Source organism: Porphyromonas canoris, assembly GCF_000769115.1.
GTDB classification, from domain to species: domain Bacteria; phylum Bacteroidota; class Bacteroidia; order Bacteroidales; family Porphyromonadaceae; genus Porphyromonas_A; species Porphyromonas_A canoris.
Map to the genome: position 1 here is coordinate 189,239 of NZ_JQZV01000003.1, position 16,312 is coordinate 205,550.

The 16,312-nt window shown below is 43.5% G+C and carries 13 protein-coding genes; 12 read left to right on the forward strand and 1 reads right to left on the reverse strand.

What is annotated here, in order from left to right; translation table 11 throughout:
• The first annotated feature begins 2 nt into the window (after window positions 1-2).
• The 6 genes from HQ43_RS01520 (at window position 3) to glmM (ending at window position 7,367) form a co-directional block, all read left to right on the forward strand.
• Window positions 3-2,060 carry a putative porin gene (locus tag HQ43_RS01520; RefSeq protein WP_036788806.1) on the forward strand — a complete coding sequence of 686 codons (2,058 nt, stop codon included), beginning with the start codon at window positions 3-5 and terminating at the stop codon, window positions 2,058-2,060.
• Window positions 2,061-2,078: 18 nt separating this feature from the next.
• Complete coding sequence (locus HQ43_RS01525) at window positions 2,079-2,924, forward strand: transporter substrate-binding domain-containing protein (RefSeq protein ID WP_036788808.1); 846 nt, start codon at window positions 2,079-2,081, stop codon at window positions 2,922-2,924.
• Between the two features lie 15 nt (window positions 2,925-2,939).
• On the forward strand, window positions 2,940-4,286 hold the full coding sequence (locus tag HQ43_RS01530) for a DEAD/DEAH box helicase (protein ID WP_052103001.1): 1,347 nt from the start codon (window positions 2,940-2,942) through the stop codon (window positions 4,284-4,286).
• Window positions 4,213-5,235, forward strand: coding sequence for a DHH family phosphoesterase (locus HQ43_RS01535; RefSeq protein WP_036788810.1), 1,023 nt, complete (start codon window positions 4,213-4,215; stop codon window positions 5,233-5,235). The genes HQ43_RS01530 and HQ43_RS01535 overlap by 74 nt, the downstream gene beginning before the upstream one ends.
• 67 nt (window positions 5,236-5,302) lie before the next feature.
• Complete coding sequence (locus HQ43_RS01540; RefSeq protein WP_036788811.1) at window positions 5,303-5,911, forward strand: DUF4827 family protein; 609 nt, start codon at window positions 5,303-5,305, stop codon at window positions 5,909-5,911.
• Between the two features lie 64 nt (window positions 5,912-5,975).
• A complete protein-coding gene (gene glmM, locus HQ43_RS01545; protein WP_036788813.1) occupies window positions 5,976-7,367 on the forward strand; it encodes a phosphoglucosamine mutase in 1,392 nt (463 codons plus the stop codon).
• 276 nt (window positions 7,368-7,643) lie between these two features.
• Here glmM and mfd read toward each other — a convergent pair whose 3' ends face one another.
• The gene (mfd, locus tag HQ43_RS01550) at window positions 7,644-11,024 is read right to left on the reverse strand and encodes a transcription-repair coupling factor (protein WP_235305936.1); all 3,381 of its coding nucleotides are present in this window, start codon (window positions 11,022-11,024) and stop codon (window positions 7,644-7,646) included.
• A gap of 257 nt (window positions 11,025-11,281) precedes the next feature.
• Between mfd and HQ43_RS01555 the strand changes: the two genes are divergently transcribed.
• The 6 genes from HQ43_RS01555 to tgt all read left to right on the forward strand — a co-directional run bounded on the left by HQ43_RS01555 (window position 11,282) and on the right by tgt (window position 16,303).
• Window positions 11,282-12,409, forward strand: coding sequence for a CapA family protein (locus HQ43_RS01555; protein WP_262501530.1), 1,128 nt, complete (start codon window positions 11,282-11,284; stop codon window positions 12,407-12,409).
• 418 nt (window positions 12,410-12,827) lie between these two features.
• A complete protein-coding gene (locus HQ43_RS01560) occupies window positions 12,828-13,403 on the forward strand; it encodes a 50S ribosomal protein L25/general stress protein Ctc (RefSeq protein WP_036788816.1) in 576 nt (191 codons plus the stop codon).
• 119 nt (window positions 13,404-13,522) lie between these two features.
• On the forward strand, window positions 13,523-14,119 hold the full coding sequence (locus tag HQ43_RS01565; protein WP_036788818.1) for a DUF3109 family protein: 597 nt from the start codon (window positions 13,523-13,525) through the stop codon (window positions 14,117-14,119).
• Between the two features lie 2 nt (window positions 14,120-14,121).
• The gene (gene pth / locus HQ43_RS01570; protein ID WP_052103003.1) at window positions 14,122-14,739 is read left to right on the forward strand and encodes an aminoacyl-tRNA hydrolase; all 618 of its coding nucleotides are present in this window, start codon (window positions 14,122-14,124) and stop codon (window positions 14,737-14,739) included.
• Window positions 14,703-15,125, forward strand: coding sequence for an RNA-binding S4 domain-containing protein (locus tag HQ43_RS01575; RefSeq protein ID WP_036788820.1), 423 nt, complete (start codon window positions 14,703-14,705; stop codon window positions 15,123-15,125). The genes pth and HQ43_RS01575 overlap by 37 nt, the downstream gene beginning before the upstream one ends.
• Before the next feature lie 47 nt (window positions 15,126-15,172).
• A complete protein-coding gene (gene tgt, locus HQ43_RS01580; RefSeq protein ID WP_036788822.1) occupies window positions 15,173-16,303 on the forward strand; it encodes a tRNA guanosine(34) transglycosylase Tgt in 1,131 nt (376 codons plus the stop codon).
• Window positions 16,304-16,312 lie beyond the last annotated feature (9 nt).

Below are 16,312 nucleotides of genomic sequence, written 5' to 3' on the forward strand. Positions count from 1 at the left end.
TTATGCAGACAAAATACTTTTTCCGGACGATAAGTCATACGAGATATATTCTCTTTTATACGGTTCTGTTCTTTTTATCTTCTCTATCTCTCCATGCGCAGCATAAGGAGAAGATGGACGAGAGAGAGCATGCACATGATGAGGTAGACCTGAATGAGGACAGCGATAGAGACCGCCATGGCAATCTCTTTGCCTACTACCTCTCTTCACATTTAGGGGACAAAAGAGTGGCTCCTCTCGATACTCTAAAGATAGGATGGTATAGAAGAGCCATCGTGGAAGGGCGTACCATTGCTTCCGGATATGCCGGCGGGACATATGCATCGCCGTATTTCTCAAAATCTTACTTTTCTCCCAATTCCACCACACTTCTCTTTCCGTTCTACAATCCCTATTTTTATCTGTTGCGTTCGGGGATAGAGCAGAAGTGGTTCGATACCAAAGTTCCTTATACATCTTCCAGTTATGCAAAGTCGGGCGGCAGTAGTTCGGAGGAGAGTAACTTTCATACTCTCTTTAGTATGAATCTCGGTAAAGAACTTAATCTTGGAGGGTTGTTCGACTACGACTATGCCAACGGACAGTACGCATCGTCCAAGAGTAAAAACATCACTTATCGGATATTTGCCAACTACGAGGGCGACAGGTATAAAGCCTATGCTTCTGTTGGAAACACTAATATAGTACACTTTGAAAGCGGAGGTATAACGGAGGATAAGTACATTACCAATCCGAAAGAGTTTACTTCGGGGCGCCGTTCATTCCTTCCAAAAGATATTCCGGTAAAGCTGCAACGTACCTGGAATAGGAATATCTTCTCGGAAGCGCGCTTTCATCACAGATATAGTTTGGGTATCACAAGAAAAGCACCTACGGAAAAAGACTCTCTTAAAAGGGAATTTGTCCCCGTAACAACCATCTTCAATGACTTCACTTACAACAGACACAGACGCCGTTTTGTGTCTCAGATGTCGAATATTACCGAGATCTACAAAAAGCAATATCTCCCTAAGACGGAAGAAGCTAAGTTCTATCCGGATGAAGAACACATTGCAGAATCTTATGGTGGTACGGTCGGTATCGCTCTGGAAGAGGGTTTCCACAAGTGGGCAAAGATGGGATTGGCAGGATATATAAGGTATCAGTACGACAGTTATGTTCTTCCTCCGATGATTCCGGAAGGCGAACAAAATCCTCAAATAACTCCTTACAAAACGGATGAATCTACCACTTATGTCGGTGCAAGGCTATCTTCTACCAAGGGGAAAAGGTTTACTTACTATCTGAGTGGGGATCTGGGTACTGTGGGTGCTTATGCCGGAAACTTATCTGTGGATGCAGAAGCACAGTATGCCATATCCATTGCAAATAAAAGACACGTTGTACGACTTTTCGGTGAACTAAGAAACGAACGTACACCTCTTATATTAAGAAGGTTCAGCAGTACTTTCAATCTCTGGGAAAACAGCTTTAATCCGGTACAAAGACTTCGATTGGGAGGAGAACTTTCTATTCCTTTTACTTCTACCAGGATTAAAGCAAATGTCGAGACAATCCAAAATCCAATCTATGTCGGTTCGGAAGGAGTACCTGCCCAATTGAATGACAATTTTAGGGCAATAGGCGTGGAGCTTGAACAGAACTTGAAGCTTGGACCTTTCCATTGGGACAATATGGTAGAGTATCAGTATCTGAGCAATGACAAGATATACCAATATCCGTCTCTAATGGCGTATAGCAATCTGTACGTTCAGACCGTTTTGGCAAAGGTATTGACTCTGCAACTGGGAGTAGATGCTTATTGGCATACAGCCTACAAGGCTCCGTACTACGAACCATCCACTCAGCTTTTGGTGCCTCAAAACGATATAACGATAGGGGGAGGAGATGCGGTACACATGAATGCTTATGTAAGTGCACACCTTAAAAGAGCACGCTTTTTCTTGACCTATTACAATGTGGGAGCGTTATTCCTCGATCCGAAATACTTCTCTCTTCCACACTATCCGACCTATCCTCCTATGTTGAGACTGGGAGTGATTGTGGACTTTAGAAACTAACACAAAATCTTAGAAGCCATGTCCAACAGATATATTCAAGTAAACAAAGGAGGGCGAAATGCTCATTTGCGTTTACCTATTCTTTTAGGTGTTGCTCTTGTTCTGCTTTTTGGTTTTGGTGGATATAAGTTGTTTACTCTGTTATCGGAGAAGAAAGCCGGTGCTGATGATGAAAATATTCGTATCGGAGTCGTTCTCTCTCCACAGGATATATCCATAAAGGGAGACTCTCTTTCCGGTTTACAGGTTGAGCTTATCAAGCTTTTGCCTAAGATGGATAAGGATTACAAGATAGTTCCATATACATCTCATGCAGAGTCTTTGGATGATCTCAAGAGTAACCGTTTGGATATACTTGCCACTTCTTACCTGACAATGCTTGATAGTAGTGAGGATTTCATTTATACTCGTCCTGTCTACTCCTCCTCCTATGTCCTTATGCGACATATCCCGGATGGCGATAACATTTCTCCTTTTACATTGGATAGCTTGAGAGGGAAAGAGATCAGCGTACCAAGTGGCTTCCCTGCAATGGAGGTGTTAATAAGTCACCTCTCTCAAGAGAGTATTCCTGATCTTCAAATCCGTCAGACAGAAGAGAGTCAGGAAAAGCTGATTCGCTCGGTTTCAGAAGGAGTTCTCGCTTACGTCATTTGTGAGAAAAATATTGCCGGATCTTATGCGGCAAAACTTCCCAACTTGGTTATTGATACAGATGTCAGCTTTTTGCTTAAACATACTTGGGTTCTGAACATAGGCCAGGAGAAGTTGAAGGCAAATCTCGACTCTGTTATCTCTTTGGCTTATACAAAAGGAACGTGGACGGAAGTTGTTCAACGTTACGGCATGCTACCTACACTTTAATCTCTGAACTTGATAATGGAGAACGATATAGAAAATAGTATAGAAAATACATTTGATCAGTTTGATCTTAATCCGAATGTGATGGATGGTTTGGAGGCTATGAACTTCAAAGAACCATCACCAATACAAAAGCTGGCGATCCCTGTTATCTTGGACGGGGATGACCTTATTGCCTGCGCTCAAACGGGAACAGGAAAGACAGCAGCCTATGTTCTTCCTCTTTTGAGCATGCTTGCAGATGGAGATTTTCCTAACAATAAGGTCAACGCAGTAATTATGGCTCCTACACGAGAGCTGGCTCAGCAGATAGATAATCAGATACAGGGCTTTGCTTACTTTGTTGATGTTTCCGCAACGGCAGTATATGGAGGAACCGGCGGAAGCGAGTGGGAACAACAGCGAAGAGGTCTCGCCATGGGTGTAGATATTGTTGTCGCTACTCCCGGAAGGTTATTATCGCATCTCAATTTCGAGGCTGTGGATCTCTCTCAACTGAGTTTCTTCATTTTGGATGAAGCGGACAGAATGTTGGATATGGGCTTCTACGATGATATTATGCAGATATTTGAGCAGTTGCCCAAAAGCTGTCAGATCATAATGTTTTCGGCAACAATGCCTGCTAATATACGTAAGCTTGCGGCAAATATTATGAAGAATCCGAAACAGATAAATATTGCCATATCAAAACCTCCGACATCCATAGATCAGAGAGCCTATATCTGCTACGAGCCTCAAAAGCTTCCAATCATTCTCCAGCTCTTTAAGGAACACACTCCTAAAAGGAGTATCATATTTGCTTCTTCCAAGGAAAAGGTGCGCCAACTCTCTACAACCCTTTCCCGAAAGCATATAAAACTGTGCGAAATGCACTCCGACCTCGATCAGTCAAAACGAGAAGAGGTGATGAGAGACTTTAAGAACGGTAAGATAGATCTTTTGGTCGCTACGGATATTGTGGCTAGGGGAATAGATGTAGACCAGATAGAGATGGTCATCAACCTTGATGTTCCGAGAGATCCGGAAGACTATGTACACCGTATTGGCCGTACAGCAAGAGGAGATAATGACTATGGCATTGCCATTACTCTTGTCGGACAGGATGAGCAAAACGAATTTTACAAGATAGAACGCTTTCTTGAATACGAGGTAAAAAAGATCCCTTTGACACCTGATTTAGGTGAAGCCCCCGTATATGCCCCTTCCACGGAGCGCTCCAAAGCGAGACGAAAAACGTACAGAAAGCAAACAAACAGAACACAACAAGGGCGTAACACCCATAAAAGAAACGATGATAAAAGAACTGGACACAACAAAAATAGATCACCTAAGAGAAAAGATAGAAGGAATAAAGAGAACGGATAAGGTTGCTATCATTACTCATGTTTCACCGGATGGTGATGCCGTAGGTTCTTCATTGGGGCTGTATCATGTTTTGAAAAACAAAGGGATAGAGGCGGATATTATTTTCCCTTCCAGATACCCCGAAAGTTTCAGCTTCCTTGCAGATTTGGAGATACATACCATTGCTAAAGAGACACCGGAAAAAGCTTCTCGCATATTGGAAGAAGCGGATATTATATTCTCTCTTGACTTCAACGATCCGTACCGTACAGCCGAAATGTCCGATAGCCTTTGCCGTTCAAAGGCATATAAGATTCTTATCGACCATCATTTGGATCCTGCCGATTTCTCGGATTTGGTCTTTTCCTATCCGACTGTTTCCTCTACCTCTCTTTTGACTTACACCATTTTATCTCTCTGCGGATACAAGGAACTTTTTACGCTGGATGCCATAACCTGTTTCTATGTAGGTATGATGACTGACACGGGAGGCTTTTCTTACAACTCCAATGATCCGCATATCTATACCGTTTTATCCGAAATGATAGAGCTCGGATTGGATAAAGACGATGTGTCGGCTCGTGTAAACAGAGGCTATTCCATAGATAAAGTAAGGCTTAATGCCTACGCTGTCTCCAACAATCTTACGGTTTTGCCGGAGAAAAAGACAGCCATAATCACACTTTCAAAAGCAGAGAAGAACAGATTTAACTACAAGATAGGAGACACGGACGGGCTGGTCAATGTTCCTCTTGAAGCAAAAGAAATTCTGTTCTCGATCTATTTGTACGAGCAGTCCAACTTTATTAAGCTCTCTTTCCGATCCAAAGATCCTTTTGCGTGCAATCTCTTTGCTTCATCCTATTTTTCGGGAGGAGGACATAGAAATGCTTCGGGTGCCGAGTTCTACGGAACTTTAGAAGAGGCTTATCAAGAGGTTCTCAAAGCATTAGAGAAGATGCATCCGTAATATTTTTACTACCTTTGAAAGGAATAGTGAACAGACAGATTATTTAAGCAGACCATTACGATATATCATGGCAAACAAGAAGACACACTTCATACTATCTCTTGCAACGATTTTTCTTGCCTCTCTTTTTATCTCTTGTGATAAGAACAGGCTTTCCTATGTGGACATCATCAAGAGAGAGAAAAGACAGATAGCAGAATTTGTTTCAAAGAACAACTTCAAGATTACTTCCGAACCGGCAGAAGGGCAAGCCTCTCCGGAGAATGAGTTTTTTGAAGTCAAAGATGGTATTTATCTCCGCATTGTAAACCGTGGAGATATGGAAAAGAAGCTTATATCGGGAAAGACCATTGTGCTTACCCGGTTCAAGATGGAACGTTTTGCTCAAGAGGAAAAGAGTATTTACGATAATATCAGTCCTACCAAATCCGGAACATATCCCTGCAACTTTGTTTATGTGAAAGAGGGAAGAGAGATTCTTGTCTCCTCTACTGTGTCTCATTCACCATACAACAACTATCTGGCTCCGGCGATGAACTTTGTACTCCCTTATGTCGGAGACGGAGGAAAAGTACAGATGATAGTATCATTCAAGTACGGACCCGGTGTGGCGGAGATTCAGCAAAACGGAGAGCCCGTGTTTTATGAACTTGTAGAGTTTAAGTTTAAGAAGTAAAAGCCTGCATCATGCAGGTTTTTGCATATTTATATATCCACAAAAGATACATTCGTTAGAGTATATGAGTTTAATAAAGTCTATTTCAGGTATTCGGGGAACGATAGGAGGATCCGTTGAAGAAGGATTGAACCCTGTGAATATCGCTAAGTTTACGGCAGCTTATGCCTCTCTCATAAGAGAGTCTTCCACTGTTCGCAGCAACAAGATAGTGGTTGGGCGAGATGCCCGTATATCGGGACCTATGGTCAAGAATATTGTAACAGGAACTCTTGTAGCCATGGGATTCAATGTTGTAGATATAGATCTTGCATCCACTCCTACCACAGAAATGGCAGTGATTTACGAGCAAGCAGATGGAGGCATCATTATCACCGCAAGCCACAATCCCAAACATTGGAATGCCCTAAAGTTACTCAACGAAAAAGGCGAGTTCCTTAGCGACAAAGAGGGAAAGGCACTCATTGCTTTGGCAGAAAGCGATGCTCTGAACTTCTCTCCGGTAGATGAGATAGGCAGGATTTATCGAAAAGACTACACTCAAAAGCATATAGACGATGTCGTGGCTCTGCCTCAGGTTGATGTCGATGCCATCAGTCGTGCAAGGCTGAAGGTTGCGGTAGACTGTGTAAACTCTGTCGGGGCTGTTATTGTACCGAATCTTTTGGAGGCATTGGGCATAAGAGATATTCTTTTGATTCACGGCACACCCAATGGTGAGTTTGCTCACGATCCGGAACCACTGCCTCACAATCTTACAGACATCTCTTCTGTCGTTGTGGAGGAGCAGGCACACGTCGGTTTTGCAGTAGATCCGGATGCGGACAGACTTGCGGTTATATGCGAAGATGGCTCCATGTTTGGTGAGGAGAATACACTAATAGCCGTTGCGGACTATCTGTTGGACATCACTCCGGGACAGCATACCACGGTCTCCAATCTCTCTTCTTCTCGTGGTCTTAGAGATGTTACTCTTGCAAGAGGAGGGCAATACTATCCTGCAAATGTGGGTGAAGTAAATGTCGTGGCAAAGATGAAAGAGGTCGGTGCTCTTATTGGCGGAGAAGGAAATGGGGGAGTAATCTTCCCTGCATTGCACTACGGAAGAGATGCAATGGTGGGTATCGCTCTCTTCCTCACGGCACTTGCAAAACGGATGCTAAAGCCTACACAGATGAGGGAAATACTTCCACAGTATTGTATGTTCAAGACTAAAGTGCAGATTGATGACTGCACAGACTTTTCGGCAATGATATCCAAGATTCGGAGCCATTATCCTCAAGCCACTCCTACCACTACGGATGGGCTGAAGTTGGACTTTGAAACCACTTGGGTGCAAATCCGAAAGAGCAATACCGAGCCTATTGTCCGGATCTACTCCGAAGCTCCTACCATGAAAGAGGCAGAAGCAATAGCAGAAGAGGTAAAAGCTCTATTCCTGAAGGGAGACGCTTAACAGGCGGCAAGATATACGGCACTGAAAAATAGAAGAGATTGGAATGTAAATTTGTTTGAACATTCCAATCTCTTTTTGTATTCACGTTAATAAAAACGGCTAAACCTGTTCGGAGATCGAAATCAAGGCTTGATTTTGTGAAATCATGTCTTGTCTTGGAAAAATCATGCCTTGATTTACGCAGTTCAAAGCTTGAATTTTACCAATCAAGCCGTGATCTTTTTTCCTGAATCGGCTCAGAGCATCTTTTTAACGTTATAAGATCGTTTTGTATAGCTATTGAGAAAGTAATTGATCCAACACAGAAGAGGCTTCCTTGATGCTTTCGATTGTCGGAACTATCAGTAATCTTTTGTTGCCAACCTGCTTGAACTGCATCTTTCGTTTGATAAGAATCGGACTCGATAAGATTGCAGAGAAAGTCTCAGACCGGTAGAACGGGCTTTTTTCATCGGAGACAAACTGCATATTCATTCTGTTGCCTTTTAGTACAATCTTCTCCAAACCGAGTGCCTTACCCTTCCATTTGATCAAGATAAGCTCCAACAGGTTCTCCGCTTCCGGTGGTAACTTGCCGAATCTGTCCAGCAATTTTTCCGTATAGATACGGAGAGAGTCATGGTCGGTAAGGTCTTCCAGCTTTCGGTACAGGGCAAGCTTTTCCTGGTCGCCGGGTACATAGTCGTCCGGAAAGTAAGCATCAAAGTCTGTTTCTATGATGGTCTCTTTCACATACTCTTTGTTGCTCGATGAGGAGTAAGCTTTCACCTCCCCAAATTCTTCGTTTCTGATTTCGCCGACAGCCTCTTCCAAGATCTTCTTATACGTTTCGTAGCCTATATCTGCAATGAAGCCGCTCTGTTCTGCCCCAAGCATATTTCCGGCTCCACGTATGTCAAGGTCTTGCATGGCGATATGAATGCCACTGCCCAAATCCGTATAAGAGGTTATCGCTTCCAGTCTCCGGACTGCTTCGGGAGTGAGATACTCTTTGGGTGGAACCATCAGATGGCAGAAAGCTTTCTTATCACTTCTCCCGACTCTCCCTCTAAGCTGATGCAGATCACTCAGTCCGTATCTGTGCGCATCATTGATAATGATGGTGTTGGCATTGGGAACATCTATACCATTCTCTACTATCGAAGTGGCTAAAAGGAGATCATAGCGATGATCCACAAAGTCCATAAGGATTTTTTCTACCTCTTTCGGAGCCATCTGTCCGTGTGCAATACCTATTCTGATGTCGGGTACTGCACGTACGATGTCCGATGCAATATCGTTCAGATTGTGTATTCTGTTGTGAACAAAAAAGATTTGTCCTCCTCTTGCAAGCTCAAAGTTGATGGCTTCGGCAATATTCTCTCCATTGTATGTAGATAGTTCCGTATAGATCGGATGCCTGTTGGGTGGGGGAGTTAGAATATTAGACAGGTCTCTTGCTCCCATTAGAGAAAACTGCAAAGTACGCGGAATGGGTGTGGCTGTCAGGGTCAGCGTATCCACATTGGCTCTCAACTGTCTCAGCTTTTCCTTTACGGAGACACCAAACTTCTGCTCTTCGTCTATGATCAGAAGCCCAAGATCCTTGAAGATAACCTCTTTCCCTACCAGCTTATGAGTACCTATGATGATGTCTATCTTGCCTTCTTTCAGTCCGGTTAGTATGTCTCTCTGCTCTTTTGCCGACTTTGCTCTGGAGAGGTATGCAATATTCACGGGAAAGTTTTTCAGCCTTTTCTTAAATGTCCTGTAGTGTTGATACGCCAGTACGGTCGTTGGTACCAAAACAGCTACCTGCTTATTGTCCGTAGCCGCTTTGAATGCAGCACGTATGGCTATCTCGGTCTTTCCGAAGCCTACATCTCCACAGACAAGACGATCCATAGGTACGGGTTGTTCCATGTCGTGCTTCACTTCGGCAGTTGTCTTCTCCTGATCCGGTGTGTCTTCGTACATGAAAGAGCTTTCCAACTCTTCTTGCAGGTAGGTATCCGGCGAAAAAGCAAATCCCTTTTGCTCCATACGGGAAGCGTAAAGCTTGATAAGATCACGGGCAATATCTTTAACCTTCTTCTTTGTTGTCTCTTTCAGCTTTTCCCAAGCACCGGATCCGAGTTTGCTCAAAGCCGGAGGTGTATCGCTCTCTTTGGATTTGTATTTGGAAAGATGGTGCAGAGAGTGTATGCTTACATAGATGCTGTCTCCTCCTTTATAGTTTACACGGACGTACTCTTGCCTTTTCCCGTTCTGCTCCATAGTGAGAAGCCCGGCAAACTGTCCTATGCCATGATTGATGTGTACGACATAATCCCCGAAGCTGAACCCCTGAATATCTTTTATGGATAGGGTTGCCACATTTTGCTTGATGCGGTCGGCTTTGGTCTTGTATCTGTGAAATCTTTCAAAAATGGAGTGATCCGTCAGAAGAACAATGCGTGTCTCGTGATCTATAAATCCGGCATGCAGAGTGGGTGTAACGGATGAAAAATGGGTGGAAGCACCTTTCTCTTGAAAGATATGGGTTAGTCTTTGAAGCTGGCTTTCCTGTCTACTCATGATGTAGACCGTGTAACCATTCTCCTTTTGATACTTCTCAACCTCCTCTATAAGCCTATCAAACTGTTTATGGTACAGTGGTTCGGGATTTTGCTTAAAGGAGATACTCTTCCATAAATGCCGTTCTTCTGCGGGGATGAAACCCGAAAGAATAGTTTTCTTTTCCCCTAAAAGATGTTCAAACTGCCCCGGAGAGATGAGAAGTTCTTGAAGCTCTTTTTCTGTCTTTATGCTGTTGCTTTCCGGATGTACAGGCTTACTCTCATACAACTCTTGTAGTGCATTGTGCAGCTGTACACTGTTTTCTATGAATATGATTGTGTCTTCCGGCAGGAGATTCAGTATTGCCTCTCCGTGTGTTATCGTCTCATTGCTGATAGGGGGAGTGATAACGGCTTTCTCTATCTTCTCTATGGAGCATTGATCCACGCAGTCGAATGTACGGATGCTCTCTATCTCATCATCAAAGAAGTCTATCCGCACCGGATACTCGTAGGCAAAAGAGAAGATGTCTATCAGGCTTCCGCGAACGGCAAACTCCCCCGGAGAGTAGACGTAGTCCGTTTCGTTCATTCCCATATTCCAGAGTACCGTCCGCAGATGAGCTCTGTCGATGGTATCGCCTACGCTTACTTCCATTCGGAGATGGCTGTCTGCACCGGCAGTGTCCGGTATCTTTTCTGCCACGGCATCCGGATAAGAGACAATGATTTTAGGGGATGTCTCGTGCGAAAGAGCTTCTATCGCTTGTGTTCTTAGCACCTCATTGGCACTGTCTACGCTACCGTACTTGATACCTCGGTTGTATCTGGAGGGAAAGAAAAATGCTTTTCGCTCTGCCTCCTCTGCTCCCAAGATAGAGACAATATCATTATAGAAATATCCGGCACTCTCTTTATCTTGTGCTATGTGGAGGATGCTTCTATTTGTTTGCTGCATCAGGTCTGCTGTCAAAACAGCAGGGAATGAACCACAGATACCTTCCAATGAGATTTTTTTTACCGAATTGCTTCGGTCGGAAAGGGTCTCTTTTAATCTCTTGGTCGGGGACGACTCACAAATCTTCCTGCACAAATTCTGTATGCTCAAATGCTCTTTCACGATACGATTTCTGTTCTGTATGAGGGGCAAAGTTACCAAAATGACCTCGTTTAATCTCTCTTTTGTTCAATTTAACCGAAGAGAGAATTGTGAGAAAAGTGTAGAAATAAACAATCTGATATGCTTGTGCTTCACTCTAACTCACTTATCTTTGCTACCAAATGGGCATTCTCAACAGCACCGAACAGGCTATATCCGAAATAACAACCCCATATAAAGAGAAAATATATCATTTGATAAAACCGCTTATTCTTCCAATGACAAAAAACGTTTTCAAAAAAATCAATCCGGTTGTAGGGATCGTGTTTCTTTTTTTTCTTCTTCTTTCTTGTGGTGGAACAGCAAAGGGCAGGGAACATTCTGCAGAAAAAAAAGAACAAGATTCTATTCCCGAATATCGCCGGCTTCGTTTCCTCTTTCTCGGAGACATAATGAGCCATAAACCTCAAGTAGACGCAGCTTGGGATGGGAAACAGAAAAAGCATGACTTTAAGCCTGTATTTGATGCGGTGTCTTCCTATTTCAAGGGTGCTGACTTGGTCATTGGAAATCTTGAAACAACCTTTGGAGGAGAGCCTTATACCGGCTATCCTACATTCAGCAGTCCCGATATTTTGGCTTCGGATCTTAGGGATGTCGGTGTGGATATCCTTACTACTGCTAATAATCATACGTGTGATAGGGGTAATAAAGGAGTGATCAGAACGCTTGATATATTGGATGGTGTGGGAATACGCAGTACGGGCTCTTTCCGTTCGGAAGAGGATTATCGTATGAGAAATCCTCTTGTCATAGATACATTGGGAGTGAAGATTGCCTTCTTGGCATACACTTACGGGACTAACGGTATTCCATTCTTTGAGCCTGTCAGAGTAAACTTGATAGATGCCATCGCCATTAAGAACGATCTCGAAAAAGTAAAAGCATTAGGAGCAGACTTTATCATAGCCTCCATGCATTGGGGTATAGAGTATAGCCTCACTCCAAGTGGAGATCAGAAAAAAGAGGCTCAATGGCTTGCAGATAACGGTGTAGATGCCATTGTGGGAATGCATCCGCATGTGGTACAGCCGTCGGATACTTTGCTTTCATCGGGTGGAAAATCTGTCCCGGTGGTTTACTCTCTTGGAAACTTCATAAGCAACCAATATCAACCATACACTCGGCTTGGAAAAATGTTGAGTATGCAGATCGGCATAGACAGACAAAACCGTATATCCATAGAGGAGTGGAAAGAGCATTATACGTTTGTTGCCAGAAGAACCGGTCGTCCAAACAGGTATCTTATAGTGCCTGCGGATAGTGTGCAACGCTATCAGGACACATTTTCGGAAGAAGATAAAGCAGAGTGGAAAAGGATTGCAAGATTTCTGAAGCTCTTTTAGAACTCTCTTTTAACCTGTCCGAATATTGTAATAAACAGGTTTATTTTTCTCTTTTAATCTGTTTGGAGTTGCAAATCAAGTCTCGCTTTTTGGAACTTGCGGCTTGATTTCCGGTTTTCAAGTCTCGATTTCTCCGATTCAGGTCTTGATTTCTAATATTATCAAGCTTTAGAGCCATTTCTAAACGTATTCAAAGCTATTTATGATCGTGTTAAGAAGAAAAATGATCCCTGAGAAGATGTACCATGCTGGTATATAGACGTTTCTAAGATCTCGTTCGTGCCGAAAGTTCTGGCGTATGATGTTTTTCATTCTCACGGAAAAGCATTATCTTTGCACAGATTTTGCGAAAGCCCTACGTGTGATGGGGAATTAGCGAAACGCTAATTTTGAGTAACACAACAATTAAATTTACGAAATGAAAACATTTGACCTAAGTGCATCGGCACGTCAAGACCTTGGAAAGAAGGCATCAAAGGAGCTCCGTAAGGGGGACAACATTCCTGCTGTAATATACGGTGCAAACTTTAATCAGTCTATCGTGGTAACGGACGATGCAGTACGTAAACTCATCTACTCTCCTGATATCTTCGTGGTAAACATGAATATTGATGGTAAGGCTACTACATGTATCTTGAAGGATATACAGTTCCATCCTGTAACAGACCGTATTCTTCACATTGACTTCCTTCAAGTAGAAGAAGCTAAGCCTATTGTGATAGATGTTCCTGTTAAGCTTACAGGCCACGCAGAAGGTGTTAAGGCCGGTGGTAAGTTGAGCCTTGAGATGAGAAAAATCCGTGTGAAGGGACTTTACAAAAACATTCCTGAATTCCTTTCTATTGATGTAACAAACTTGGGCTTGGGCAAGACATTGCAGATTGGTCAGCTATCTTTTGACAATCTTGAGCTAATGAATGCTAAGAACAACGTTGTAGCCGCAGTTAAGCTTACTCGTGCTGCAAGAGGTGCTGCCGCAAAAGCCGGTAAGTAATCTTTATTGCCGCTGTGCGTAGCTCAGCATATAGAAATATCTGCCTGTAAGTCTCAAAGCTTGTGGGCAGATATTTGTTTCTAAAGAAAGAGGTCGATTTGTAATACATTAGCGATACAGTGATAGAGATAGACGGAGCCATAGTAAGCAGAGACGTTATAGAGACATATTTCTGCTGCGATCTGGAAGCTTGTAAAGGAGCTTGCTGCATAGAGGGAGAGAGTGGTGCTCCTTTGGAAGAGAACGAACTCCCAAAGATTGCAGAGTGCTATGATGTGGTTCGGGAATATCTTCCGGAAAAACATCTGAACTATCTCGAACAGAACGGACCTGCTTACAGAGATAGCGATGGAGATCTCGTTACCTCCATCATAGGTGGTAGAGATTGTGTCTTTTCTCTCTCGGAAGAAAATGGATGGTGTCGCTGCGCTTTTGAAAAGGCTTACACCGAAAACAAGCAACGATCGTTCTATAAACCTGTATCTTGTCATCTCTACCCCGTAAGGCTGACCGAATACTCTTCTTTTACCGCCGTAAACTACCACGAGTGGGAAATCTGCAAGCCGGCATTGGTAAAAGGTAAAAAGCTAAATATGAGAGTCTATCAGTTTCTAAAAGAACCGCTGATAAGAAGATTTGGAAAAGAGTGGTACTATAAGTTGGAAGAGATAGCAGATGAGATGTTGAATACTTCTCATAAGGATACACATAGATAAGCATGAGTAATAAATATCTTGTTGTCGGACTCGGAAATGTCGGAGCAGAATATATGGGAACTCGCCACAATGTCGGCTTTAGAGTTGTCAATGGGTTGGTTCCGGACTTCGTCGCAGACTTTTCGGATGATAGATATGGGGCAGTGGCACAGGTTAGAGTGAAGAATAAAATCCTCATTCTGCTAAAGCCATCTACTTACATGAACCTGAGCGGAAATGCCGTGAGATACTGGATGACGAAAGAGAATATCCCGGTAGAAAATCTTCTTATCGTTACAGACGATCTCTCTCTGCCGCTCGGAACATTGAGAATGAAGCCATCGGGAAGTGATGGAGGTCATAATGGCCTGAAACATATAGCCCAGATATTGGGATCTCAAAAGTATGCTCGCCTAAGAGTGGGTATCGGCAATAATTTTCATAAAGGCGAGCAGGTGGATTATGTGCTTGATAAATTTACTCCCGAAGAGGAAAAGGCTCTGCTCGAAATAGGAGAACGTGCCTGTGAGGGGATAAAACTTTTTGCCCTAATGGGTATAGAGCGGGCAATGAATAACGTAAACACTAAAGCAGTGAAGCAGGAATGTCAGACAAAGAACACTCCGGCGACGGAAGAATAGACAAGTGGCTTTGGGCTACTCGGGTGTATAAAACACGCTCTATTGCTGCAGAAGAGTGCAAAAAGAATAGAGTGGAGCTAAGAGATCAGCCCGCCAAGCCCTCTGCAATAGTGAGGGTGGGGGATATAATAAAGGTACGCAAGCCTCCGATAACCTACACTTTCAGAGTGAAAGCGTTACTGAATAGCCGTGTCGGAGCCAAGCTTGTAGACCAATATCTTGAGAATCTGACACCGGAAAGCGAGTATGAAATATTGGAGCTGAATAAGCTTTCCGGTTTTGTGGATCGCTCAAGAGGGTTGGGACGACCCACTAAAAAGGAAAGAAGAGAGCTGGATCGCTTCAAGGGAGTAGGGGATCTCTCCGACTGGTGGGATGAGGATTAGCCCTGTCTCTTCTTGATATTAAAGACAGAAGTAATACCTTTGTGGTAATGAAATATGAATTGCAATATAAAGATCCGAACAGCAATGCCAGAGTAGGTGTTCTGCATACGGATCATGGAGATATTCACACCCCTATATTCATGCCTGTGGGTACGTTGGGCAGTGTTAAGGCTGTCTATATGCACGAACTGCGTGAAGATATAGGGGCGGAAATAATACTTGGAAACACATACCATCTCTATTTGAGACCCGGTACGGATATCCTCTACAAAGCCGGAGGGCTACACAAGTTTGGAACATGGGATGGACCCATTCTTACAGATAGTGGCGGCTTTCAGGTCTTTTCCCTTACAGAGATAAGAAAGATTATGGAAGAGGGAGTGGAGTTTCGCTCTCACCTGGATGGCTCAAAGCATCTTTTCACTCCGGAAAAGGTGATGGACATAGAGAGACTAATAGGTGCAGATATTATCATGGCCTTTGATGAGTGTCCTCCCGGAACTTCTGATTATGCTTATGCAAAGAAGTCTCTTGGGCTGACAGAGCGTTGGCTTGAACGTTGTTTTAAGAGATTCAACGAGACAGAACCGCATTATGGCTATAATCAGAGCCTTTTCCCTATTGTGCAAGGCTGTACTTACCCAGATCTTAGACGGGATGCCGCAAAAAGAGTGGCAGACTATGGGGCGGATGGAAATGCAATCGGGGGACTTGCCGTGGGGGAACCAGCGGAGGTTATGTATGATATGATCGAGATTGTAAACGAAGAGCTCCCGCAAGATAAGCCTCGCTACCTGATGGGGGTGGGTACTCCCGAAAATATATTGGAAGCAATAGAGAGGGGGATAGATATGTTTGACTGCATCATGCCTACCAGAAACGGTAGAAACGGAATGCTCTTTACTTGGGAGGGAACCATGAACATGAGAAACCAAAAGTGGGCTGACGATTTTTCTCCACTTTATCCGAACGGCTCTTCCCATGTGGATCAGAGGTATTCTAAGGCGTATGTTAGACATCTTATTCACAGCAAAGAGTTGTTAGGCTTCCAGATTGCTTCCGTGCATAATCTGGCTTTCTATCTGGATTTGGTCAGAGAAGCCAGAAAGCAGATCCTGGCAGGGACATTTAAGGCATGGAAAGATAGGATGATTCCGGTGCTTATGAGACGTCTATAAAGAAGATAC